General features: G+C 59.9%; 10 protein-coding genes. 9 read left to right on the top strand and 1 reads right to left on the bottom strand.

Features of this window, described 5'->3' with window-relative positions; genetic code table 11:
* The first annotated feature begins 55 nt into the window (after nt 1-55).
* The 9 genes from Q0C48_RS03910 (at nt 56) to polX (ending at nt 10,239) form a co-directional block, all read left to right on the top strand.
* Nucleotides 56-976: an aldolase gene (locus Q0C48_RS03910; protein ID WP_291521739.1), complete on the top strand. Its 921-nt coding sequence runs from the start codon at nt 56-58 to the stop codon at nt 974-976.
* Nucleotides 973-2,400: a pyruvate kinase gene (gene pyk / locus Q0C48_RS03905; RefSeq protein WP_291521738.1), complete on the top strand. Its 1,428-nt coding sequence runs from the start codon at nt 973-975 to the stop codon at nt 2,398-2,400. Before Q0C48_RS03910 ends, pyk begins: the two co-directional genes overlap by 4 nt.
* A 37-nt stretch (nt 2,401-2,437) precedes the next feature.
* Complete coding sequence (gene glgP / locus Q0C48_RS03900) at nt 2,438-4,963, top strand: alpha-glucan family phosphorylase (protein ID WP_291521736.1); 2,526 nt, start codon at nt 2,438-2,440, stop codon at nt 4,961-4,963.
* 13 nt (nt 4,964-4,976) lie between these two features.
* The gene (locus Q0C48_RS03895; RefSeq protein ID WP_291521734.1) at nt 4,977-5,534 is read left to right on the top strand and encodes an HdeD family acid-resistance protein; all 558 of its coding nucleotides are present in this window, start codon (nt 4,977-4,979) and stop codon (nt 5,532-5,534) included.
* Nucleotides 5,535-5,557: 23 nt separating this feature from the next.
* Nucleotides 5,558-7,069: a DHA2 family efflux MFS transporter permease subunit gene (locus Q0C48_RS03890; protein WP_291521740.1), complete on the top strand. Its 1,512-nt coding sequence runs from the start codon at nt 5,558-5,560 to the stop codon at nt 7,067-7,069.
* Between the two features lie 7 nt (nt 7,070-7,076).
* Nucleotides 7,077-7,349, top strand: a complete 273-nt coding sequence (locus tag Q0C48_RS03885) for a hypothetical protein (protein ID WP_291521732.1) — start codon at nt 7,077-7,079, stop codon at nt 7,347-7,349.
* A gap of 73 nt (nt 7,350-7,422) precedes the next feature.
* Nucleotides 7,423-7,872, top strand: a complete 450-nt coding sequence (locus tag Q0C48_RS03880) for a hypothetical protein (RefSeq protein WP_291521730.1) — start codon at nt 7,423-7,425, stop codon at nt 7,870-7,872.
* Nucleotides 7,835-8,506 carry a phosphoribosyltransferase gene (locus Q0C48_RS03875; protein ID WP_291521727.1) on the top strand — a complete coding sequence of 224 codons (672 nt, stop codon included), beginning with the start codon at nt 7,835-7,837 and terminating at the stop codon, nt 8,504-8,506. The genes Q0C48_RS03880 and Q0C48_RS03875 overlap by 38 nt, the downstream gene beginning before the upstream one ends.
* Before the next feature lie 2 nt (nt 8,507-8,508).
* On the top strand, nt 8,509-10,239 hold the full coding sequence (polX, locus tag Q0C48_RS03870) for a DNA polymerase/3'-5' exonuclease PolX (protein WP_291521725.1): 1,731 nt from the start codon (nt 8,509-8,511) through the stop codon (nt 10,237-10,239).
* A 22-nt stretch (nt 10,240-10,261) separates the two neighbouring features.
* On the opposite strand, the gene Q0C48_RS03865 is transcribed toward polX, so the two are convergent.
* Nucleotides 10,262-10,933 (bottom strand): dienelactone hydrolase family protein, encoded by a 672-nt coding sequence (locus tag Q0C48_RS03865; protein ID WP_291521723.1) that lies wholly within the window; start codon nt 10,931-10,933, stop codon nt 10,262-10,264.
* Nucleotides 10,934-11,024 lie beyond the last annotated feature (91 nt).

Genomic DNA, 11,024 nt, shown 5'->3' with positions numbered 1-11,024 from the left:
GACGCCCTGCGCCGCCATTACGAACCCCTTCATCCCTGCGTTACAGGAGCCCCGCATGCCTAAAATTACCCAAGCACCACTCGGCATGTCCGCCGAAAGCGCTCGCCGCTGGACAGAAAACTATCGTCTCACCACCCAGGACAGCGGGCGCCTGTTCCTGATGGCGGGCGATCAGAAAGTCGAACATCTCAACGACGATTTTATCGGCGGTCATGTCGCGACGGACGATTCCGACCCGGAGCATCTGTTCCGCATCGCCAGTGAAGCGCCCGTGGGCTGCTTTGCCGCACAAATGGGCCTCATTGCCCGTTACGGCATGGATTACCGCGATACGCCCTATCTGCTCAAACTCAACAGCAAGACCCACCTGATCAAAACGGCGCAACGCGATCCGGTCAGCCTGCAGTGGCAGAGCATGGCGCAGGTCCACGACTTTGTGCGCCATTCCGGTCTCCGGGTGGTTGGGGTGGGTTACACCATTTACCCTGGCTCTGAGTTCGAGCCGGCTATGCTCAGTGAAGCGGCACGCATCATTCAGAATGCCCATACCATGGGATTGCTGACTGTCATCTGGGCCTACCCGCGCGGCAAGGCCGTGGGTGAACGCGAGCAGGACCCGCATCTCATTGCTGGTGCCGCGGGTCTGGCAGCCTGTCTCGGGGCGGATTTCGTCAAGATCAACCCACCACTCAATGCGGCTGGCGCCATGGACGGCACGCTCCTGGGTGAAGCGGTAGCCGCTGCCGGACGTACGCAGGTCGTCTGCGCGGGGGGTTCGGAAACCGATGCGCCGGAGTTTCTGCAACGCCTCTACGAACAGATTCATGTGGGTGGCACGCAAGGCTGCGCCACCGGCCGGAATGTCCATCAGCGCAGCCAGCCCGATGCCGTCAACTTCTGCAAAGCCATCCACGCCATTGTCGTCCACAATCAGGGCGTCGATGAAGCGGTCAAACTGCTGAATCCCAACGCATGATGAAACTACCGACGCAGCGCAGCAAAATTGTCTGCACCATCGGCCCGGCGTCCGATGCACCGAAAACACTGGAGCAGATGATCCGCGCCGGAATGAACGTGGCCCGCCTGAATCTCGCTCATGGTACGCCGGATGAACACCGCACCCGCATTGGCCGTATCCGCGCTGCGGCGGAAAAGGTGGGACAGCGCGTTGCCATCCTCGCTGACCTGCCCGGCCCTAAAATCCGTATCGGTGTGCTGCCCGCCCCGGTCACCCTCAAACGCGGCAGCCGGGTACTCCTCGCCCCTGATGCACCCGGAACCCCAGAGCAGATTCCCCTGGATCTGCCCCGCCTTTCCCGTCCTCTGGTCAAGGGTGACACGGTGTTTCTGAATGATGGCTTCATCGAGTTGAGTGTAGAGCAGCATGCTCCTGCCGGTATCCACTGCCGGGTGGTGGTCGGCGGCGTACTCCTCTCCCATAAGGGCGTCAATCTGCCCGGGGTGACACTGGAAGGTGGCGCCCTCACCTCGGCTGATCGCGAATTGCTGGCCTTCGCGCTGGAGGCCGGCGTCGACGGGCTGAGTGTCTCTTTTGTGGAAACGCCGGAAGACCTGCACTCCGCCCGCCGGGAAGCGCAGGCCTTGGGTTATGACCCATTTCTGGTGGCCAAAATCGAAAGGGCACGGGCCTGGAGGCATATTGATGCCATCATCGCCGCCGCCGACGGCATCATGGTGGCGCGCGGTGACCTTGGCGTAGAGGTACCCATCGGGCAGATCGCGCTGATTCAAAAGCGCCTCATCCGCAAGGCCCGCGCGGTAGGCAAGCCGGTCATCACCGCCACCCAGATGCTGGAATCCATGGTCCACAACCGTCGCCCCACCCGTGCGGAGGTGACGGACGTGGCCAACGCCGTCCTCGACGGTACCGACTGTGTCATGCTCTCCGAAGAATCAGCCATGGGCGATTATCCCGTCGATGCAGTGAAAATGCTGGCGGAAATCGCCCGCATCACCGAAAAATCCCGATCTGAGCTGAGTCCGCTCGATGCAGAAACCCTGCACGACGCGCCCAGTGTGGAGTCGGTAATCGCCTGGGATGTCCGCACCGCCGCCGAGCATCTGAATCCGCTGTTTATCGTCACCCCCACGGAAACGGGCACCACCGCAGCCCGCATCGCGCGCTTCCGCTTAACCCCCTGGATCCTGGCCCTCAGCCCCCATGACCGCACTTGCCAACGCCTGTGCTTTCATTATGGCGTGCATGCCATGGAAATGCCGAGCCCTGATCAGGGCTGGGAACAAGCCGTCCGCCGCTGGCTGGTCACTCAGGGTATAGAAAAAGGCCTCATTCTCCTTACCCAGGGCCCGAGCCAGGGCCACCCCGGTGGCACCAACCGTTTAGAGATTATGCGTCTGGAGCAAGTCGCCCCCCACTGATCTACTCACCGCACATCCCACTGAACCGGAGAATTTTGTGACCATTACCCCTTGCTACCTTCTCCCGCAACTTCCCGAATCACTGACCGGTCTAGCCGAACTTGCACTCGACCTGCGCTGGTCCTGGAGCCATGCCGCCGACACGCTCTGGCAGCACATCGCTCCTGAACTCTGGGAGCAAACCCGCAATCCCTGGCTGATTCTGCAAAATGTCGGCGGCAATACGCTCCAGCAACTGGCCCAGGACCAGGATTTTATCGCGAAGCTGAACACCTTCGTCAGCGAGCACCGCGACCGCCTCGCGCAAACATGCTGGTTCGGCAAAACCTATCCCCACCCGCCCTTCAGTCAAGTGGCCTATTTCAGCATGGAGTTTGGCCTGTCCGAGTCCCTGCCCATCTACTCGGGAGGCCTCGGTATCCTTGCTGGCGACTGCCTGAAAACCGCCAGCGATCTCGGTATTCCTCTGCTGGGTATCGGCATGCTCTGGCAGCAGGGTTATTTTCGCCAGAGCCTCGACGATTGCGGTCGCCAGATCGAGCTCTATCCCTACAACGACCCCACCCAGATGCCCGTCACTCCGGTGCGGGACGCGTCGGGCGAATGGCTCCGCCTGGAATTGCCTTTCCCCGGCCGCAAAGTCATCCTCCGCGCCTGGCAGGCCAAGGTCGGTCGGGTGACTCTGTATTTGCTCGACAGCAACGACCCCCTCAACGCCCCCTCCGATCGCGGCATCACCGCCGAACTCTACGGTGGCGGCCCGGAGACTCGCCTGCAGCAGGAAATCTGCCTAGGCGTCGGCGGCTGGATGCTGCTGCGCCGCCTGGGGATCCAGCCAGATATCTGCCACCTCAACGAAGGGCATGCTGCCTTCGCCATTCTTGCCCGGGCCTACAGCCACATGCAGGATCATGGGACCGATTTCCCCTGCGCCCTTACCGCTACCCGCGCTGGGAATATCTTCACCACCCATACCCCCGTTTCCGCCGGTTTCGACCGCTTTCCGCCGGAACTGCTGACGCGCTACGTCGCCGGCGCACCCAGGGCCTTCGGCATAGACGTGGAGACGATCCTCGCCTTGGGCCGGGAGAATCCCGAAGACACCCGCGAACCTTTCAATATGGCCTGGCTCGCCATTCACGGCAGCCTTACCGTCAATGGCGTCAGTCGCCTGCATGGGGCCGTCAGCCGTCGTTTGTTCCAACCCCTGTTCCCACGCTGGCCCGAAGACGAAGTCCCGGTCACCCATGTCACCAATGGTGTTCATACGCCCTCCTGGGATTCCGCTGAAGCCGACGCCTTATGGACCAACCATTGCGGCAAGGCACGCTGGCTGGGGGACTTAAAGGATATCGAAGCAGACTTTCACCAGACCTCCGATGAAGATATCTGGCAACTGCGCAGCACCGCGCGCCAGCAGGTGATCCACTTCGCCCGGCAACGTCTGCAAAAACAACTGGCAGCCGCACACGCACCCGATCAGGACTGCGAACAGGCCAAAACGGCACTCGACCCCAATACCCTTACCATCGGTTTCGCCCGCCGCTTTGCCGCCTACAAGCGCCCCAATATGCTGCTGACTGATCCGGACCGTCTCTACCGTCTGCTGAATAATCCCCACTGTCCCGTACAACTGCTGATCGCGGGCAAGGCACATCCCAAGGATGGTGCCGGCAAGGCCATGATCCAGCAATGGACCCAATTTATTCATCAACATCCCGATCTGGCCGGGCGCATGGTCTTCATCGCCGATTATGACATGATGGTCGCCGAACAACTGGTGCAAGGTGTTGACCTGTGGATCAATACCCCGCTTCGTCCCTGGGAAGCCAGTGGCACCAGTGGCATGAAAGTGCTGGTCAACGGCGGCCTCAACCTCTCGGAGCTGGATGGCTGGTGGGCCGAGGCCTATAGCCCGGAGACCGGCTGGGCGTTGGGGGACGGTCAGGAGCACGATAGCGACCCGGAATGGAACCGCCTGGAGGCAGAACAGCTTTACCGTCTGTTGGAGGAAGAGGTTGTTCCCCTCTTCTACCATCAGCGTGATGCCAACGGCTGCCCCTGTGGATGGATAAACAAAATCCGCGAAAGCATGAGCCGGCTGACCCCGCAATTCAGCAGCAATCGCATGTTGCAGGAATACGTACACTCTTTATATACCCCCGCTGCCCGCCTCCTCGCCGCCCGTAGCGAACGGGCTACGGTGGACGGGATCACTCGATGGCAGCATGACATTCGTCAGCATTGGCAGGGCCTGCATTTTGGCGAACTGAATGTACAAAGTGACACGGACGCACATCATTTTCAGGTGCATGTATATCTGGATGATCTTGACGCCGACGCCGTGGCGGTACAACTCTTTGCCAATGGCGACGGAGGGCAAGGCCCTAAAATCTATGCAATGACGCGCGGCGACGCCTTAAGTGGGGCAATTAATAGCTACAATTATACCTGTGCAGTGCCTGCCCAAAGCGCGGTCGAACGTTTCACGCCGAGGATCATTCCGCATCGCGACGGATGTTTGGTTCCCATGGAAAGCACCGAGATACTTTGGTATCGATGAGAGGGATAACTTCATGAATAATCAGATACCTGATCTCCCCACTATCGTCGAAGCCGAGCGCAAAATGTTTGGCAAATACCTCCTACCGATTGCCATCGCCCTGATCGTTATCGGCCTTTTCGGGCTGCTGAGTCCGGTCATTCTTTCTGCCGTAACCGATGGGGTGCTGGCGGCCATATTGATCATGGCCGGGTTCACCTGGATCATCCACAGTTATCAGATGCATCAGCACCAGTTGGCAGACTGGCTGAAACCGGTGCTTCTGCTCATTACCGGCGGGATCATGATTGCACTACCCAACGCTGGTATCGCCGCCATCGGCCTTATGTTCATCCTCTACTTTGTGCTCGATGCTTACCGCAACTTCACCCAATCCAACACCCACACCGGCCACGGGCGGGGTTGGTTTATTTTCAGTGGAGGGATCGATATTGCCATAGCCATTCTGTTTTTTGTCACTTGGCCGCAGGGTTCGCTCATTCTGGTCGGCATCTTTGTGGGCGTAAATCTGATTTTTGATGGCATCATTCTGCTGATGCTCCGTAACGCCACCGCCGGAGATCATAAATAACGATGGATGGCGTTCACGCGCCGATGCGGGCAAGCGGTAATCCCGGCGAAACGGGCAGCCCGCATCTACTCGCCATTACCGTCGCAGTAATGGCCTGCATCATCATGAATGTTCTGGACATCACGATCGTCAACGTGGCGTTGCCCCGCATGGAGGGCTCGCTTCACGCCAATAGCGATCAAATTACCTGGGCACTCACCACCTACATGCTCGCCATGGTCATCGTCACCCCGTTGACTGGCTTGCTGGTCGAGCGTTTCGGACAACGGCAGCTCATCCTGTGGAGCGTGGCCGGCTTTCTGGTCTGCTCGGTCATGAGCGGCCAATCTCACAGCCTCACGGAAATCATTTTCTGGCGTTTTATGCAGGGGGCACTGGGCGCATCTCTGGTGCCCGTCGGGCAGGCTATTCTGGTCGAAGCATACCCCCGGGAAAAACGCGGAGTGGCCATGGCGACCTTGGGCATGGGCACCATGCTCGGCCCCATTGTCGGTCCAGTGCTCGGTGGCTATCTCACCGAAGACCTCTCCTGGCGCTGGTGTTTCTACGTCAACATCCCCATTGGCATCATCGCATTTACCATGCTGCTTTTTTACATCCCCCGTTTTGGCAAAAGCGATACTCCCCGACCTATTGATTGGCTAGGATTTTTATGGATGGCGATTGGGCTGGGTGCGTTGCAGATGATGCTCAGTCTCGGCGATCAGGACGGTTGGTTCAGCTCCCGCTTCATCATCATCCTGATGCTGCTGGCCAGCATGGGTATTATGCTCTTTGTCCTGCGTTCGCTCAGCGTTTCTCATCCGCTGGTCGACTTGCGTCTGCTCAAGGATCGCTCTTTGACACTGGGAAGTGCGGGAATAGGATTATTCGGCCTGGCGCTTTATGGGACCATGGTGATTTTGCCCATCTATCTGCAGGATTATATGGGTTACGAACCACAAACCGCAGGTCTTGTCATGGCCCCGCAGGGTCTGGGCTCCTGGATTTCCATGTGGATGGCGGGACGACTGCTCAATCGCGGGGCCAACCCTCGCTGGATGATCATGGCCGGTATTTTTTTGGGCGCTACGGGTACCTGGATCAGCCTCTCCTACAACCTGCAGGTAAGTCCTGCCTGGATCATCTGGCCCGGAGTCATCCGGGGCCTCGGCCTCGGCCTAGTTTCCATCCCGCTTTTTACGCTGGCCTTTGCGACCCTCAGCAGGGAGCAGACGCCGGAGGGATCGGGGATATTCAATCTCATGCGCAATCTTGGCGGTTCTGTTGGCATTGCCATCATCTCCACCATCATGACCGAAGAGGCGCAGGAGGCATGGAATCAGATGGGAGGGCATATCAATCCCTTCAACGGGGCATTGCCGCGTTATTTGGGTGCCGCCGGTTTACACCAGGGAAATCAGGCATGGCAGGTGCTGGGCCAGATTCTGGCCCAGCATGCGGCAATGCGTGGTATACTGGACGCGTTCTTGTTCCTGTTCTGGAGCTTTTTGGTCGTGATGCTCATCGCGCTGCTGATGAAGAATAAATCGTAGGAGTCTTATGTTTGCTATAAAAGCTTTATTTAATGACGAGAATGCGGTCAGGGAAGGATTTTCCAGCATCCGCAAGGCACTGATGGAAAGCCATCCGGATCATGCGGATTACTATGACGTCTTGCGCAAGATACTGCAGCAGCAGACACATCTGAAGCCTGCGGTTTTTGCAGAGAAAGACGTTGTCTCCTGTGAATTCTATGGCTTTGACGAAAAGGAGTCGGCGATGGCGGAAGCCGCGTTGCTGGATGTCGGCGCGCTGGAGGTCATCGTTGAATAACCGTTCATGGCCCTCCTGAGCATCATCACCCCATACAGATGCCCGTCACTCCGGTGCAGGGCGCGGCGGACGAATGGCTTCCTCTGGGAATAGCCTTCCCTGCGCCCTTACCGCTACCCGCGCCGGGACTATCTTCACCACCCATTCCCCCGGTCGCCGCCGGCTGTGGACCACTCACTGCGGCAAGTCCCGCTGGCTGGGGGACTTGAAGGTTAGCGAAGCGGGTTTTGTGCTGGCGGCCATATTGATCATGGCCGGGTTCACCTGGCTCATCCACAGTTATCAGACGCATCAGCACCAGTTGGTAGACTGGCTCAAACCGGTGCTTCTGCTCATTACCGGCGGGATCATGATTGCACTACCCAACGCTGGTATCGCCGCCATCGGCCTTATGTTCATCCTCTACTTTGTGCTCGATGCTTACCGCAACTTCACCGAATCCAACACCCACGCCGGCCACGGACGGGGCTGGTTCTGGAGGACTAATGATGACCACGATTCCACAACATTTTGCCAACCGTGAAGCGGCAGCGGAATTACTAGCCCATCGCTTGGCCTCTTATGCGGGTAAACACCCCTTGGTACTCGCTATTCCACGTGGAGCGCTGCCCATGGGGCGCATCATCGCCAATACCCTCCACGGGGACCTTGACGTCGTCCTGGTGCGCAAAATCGGGGCACCGGGCAACCCCGAATACGCCATAGGCGCCGTCGATGAAGATGGGCGGATATGGACCGATCCCATGGCCAGTCGCCTGGGTATCGACGCGCAGTACATTCGCGACGAAGCGGCCCGGCAACTGGAGGTGATCAAAGCGCGGCGCACGCAATACACGCCGATTCACCCGGCCATCGATCCCCAGGGCCGTATCGTTATTGTGGTTGACGACGGCGTCGCCACCGGCGCTACTCTGGGGGCTGCATTGCGTCTCCTTCGCCAGCAGCGACCTGCCCGCCTGATCGCCGCTTTTGCCGTGGCCCCTCCCGACACCATCGCGCAGTTGCGCCCCCTCGCCGATGATCTCGTTTATTTGGCGGCCCCGAAACCATTTTATGCGGTGGGCGAGTTCTTTACAGACTTCCGTGAAGTCAAGGACGAAGAGGTGCTGGAGATTTTGCGCGCAACATCGCCCAGGCAGGAACCGGAGCAGCCATAAACATGCCCATTCTCAATCCTGATATTGTCCACATCTTCGACGAAATCGCCGATCTTTTGGAGATTGAGGACGCCAATCCCTTCCGGGTACGCGCCTACCGCAATGCCGCCCGTCTCGTACAAGGCCTGAGCAGCGACGTCAAGACCATGGTAGAGGCCGGTGAAGACCTCACCGAGCTGCCCGGCATCGGCGACGACCTGGCTAAAAAAATCATCGAGATCGTTACCACGGGCCACTGCTCCTTTCTCGAAAAACTGGAAAAACAGACCCCGCCGGCATTGACGGAGCTGCTCAAGGTGCCGGGCCTTGGACCTAAGCGGGTCAAGGCGCTTTGGCATGAACTGGACGTGGAGACCGTGGACCAGCTCACCCGCGCCGCCCGGGAGGGGCGCATTCGCAGTGTCCCCGGTTTTGGCGAGAAGACCGAAACGCGCATCCTGGAAGCCCTTCAGGCCCAGATCGCCGCCGTTCCCCGTTTCCCTATCGCCATCGCCGCCCCGTATGCAGCCGCCCTGGTCCACTACCTGCAGAACATACCCGGCGTGCGGCGGGTGGTGGTGGCCGGCAGCTTCCGGCGTGGCAAGGACACGGTGGGCGACCTGGATATACTGGCTACGGCCACTGCCGACAGTCCGGTGATGGAGCGCTTCACCGCCTATGAGGACGTGGCGGAAGTCCTCTCCCAAGGCACTACCCGGGCCACCGTCATCCTGCGGAACAAACTCCAGGTGGACCTACGCGCCGTGGACGAATCCGCCTATGGTGCCGCCCTGCATTATTTCACCGGCTCCAAGGCCCACAACATCGCCATCCGCCGCATGGGTCAGGATATGGGTCTGAAAGTCAACGAATATGGGCTTTTTCGCGGGAAAGAACGTATTGCCGGCGAAACGGAGGAATCCGTCTACGCCGCTGTCGGCCTGCCCTATATTGAGCCGGAACTGCGGGAGAACCGCGGCGAAATCCAGGCCGCCCGCGCCGGACATTTGCCGAAACTGGTGGCGATGGGCGATTTGCGCGGCGACCTTCACGCCCACAGCAAGGCCAGCGATGGTCACTATAGCGTGCGGGACATGGCCGCGGCGGCCAAGGCCGCAGGTCTGGAATATCTGGCTATCACCGAGCACAGCCGCCACCTGACCGTCGCCCATGGCCTCGACCCGGTGCGTTTGCGCCGGCAGCTGGACGAGATTGATGCCCTTAATAGGGGACTCGATGGCATCACGCTCCTCAAGGGCATAGAGGTGGACATCCTGGAAGACGGCAGCCTGGATTTGCCCGACGGTATCCTGGGTGACCTGGACCTGGTAGTGGCTGCGGTGCACTACCGGTTCGATCTGCCCAGGGGCAAACAAACCGCACGCATCCTCAAGGCTATGGACAGCCCCCATTTCACCATCCTCGCCCACCCCAGCGGGCGGCTCATCGGCAGCCGGGAAGCCATGGATGTGGACATGCCCCGCATCATCCGCCATGCGCGCGAGCGGGGCTGCTTTCTGGAGATAAACGCCCAGCCCGAGCGCTTGGATCTCGTCGACATACATGCCCGGATGGCCAAGGAAGAAGGGGTGCTGCTGGCCGTCAATTCCGATGCCCACAGCATTCACGACTTCGACAACCTGCATTTTGGCCTACAGCAGGCGCGGCGCGGCTGGCTGGAGAAGAAAGACGTGCTCAATACGAGGACCCTCAAGGCGTTGCGGCCACTGCTGGCGGCGACCATGAGCAGCTAGGCCGACGCGTGCAAGACCTGTTTCACCGCCCTATCCCATCGGCGGCTCCGGCTGCGGCTTTGAAATGGCGCTGAAACCACTCCAGGGCCAGGCGGGCCGCCGCTTCCAGCGTCCCTCGTTCCTCAAAGAGATGGGTGGCGCCGGGGACAATGGCCAGTTCCTTCTCCGCCCGCAAAGCGGCGAAAGCCTGCTCATTCAGGCCAATCACCACATCGTCTAAGCCGCCGACGATAAGGAGGGTGGGCGCTGTTACCTGGGTGATGGCGGGACCGGTGAGATCGGGTCGCCCGCCGCGGGAAACCACCGCAGCGATAGCGTCACCAAACTGGGCGGCGGCGCGCAGGGCCGCCGCAGCGCCGGTGCTGGCGCCGAAATAACCCAAGGGCAGGCCCGCCGCCCCCGGCTGTCGCTGTGTCCAACGGGTGGCTAACGCCAGGCGCTCGCTCAGCAGACCGATGTCGAAGCGGGTGGCGTAGACCCTGTCCTCCTCTTCACTCAGCAGATCAAAGAGCAAGGTACCAATACCGCCATCAAGCAGTATCTGTGCCACGTAATTGTTCCTGGGGCTCAGGCGGCTGCTGCCGCTGCCGTGGGCGAAGAGCACCAGACCGAGAGCGTTTTCGGGAATCGCCCAGATGCCTTCCAGGCTAACCCCTTCTGCCGAAATGTGAACGGACCGTTCTGACCCCACCATGCCTCACCTCCCGTTGATCTGCACTTCGTTCATTATCCTAAAAAAAGCAGTTACGGCCCGGCCAGAGCAGGAATCGCCCCATCTGGTAACC

The organism is Acidithiobacillus sp. (assembly GCF_023255755.1).
Lineage (GTDB): Bacteria > Pseudomonadota > Gammaproteobacteria > Acidithiobacillales > Acidithiobacillaceae > Acidithiobacillus.
This window is presented reverse-complemented; position numbering and strand designations above follow the sequence as displayed.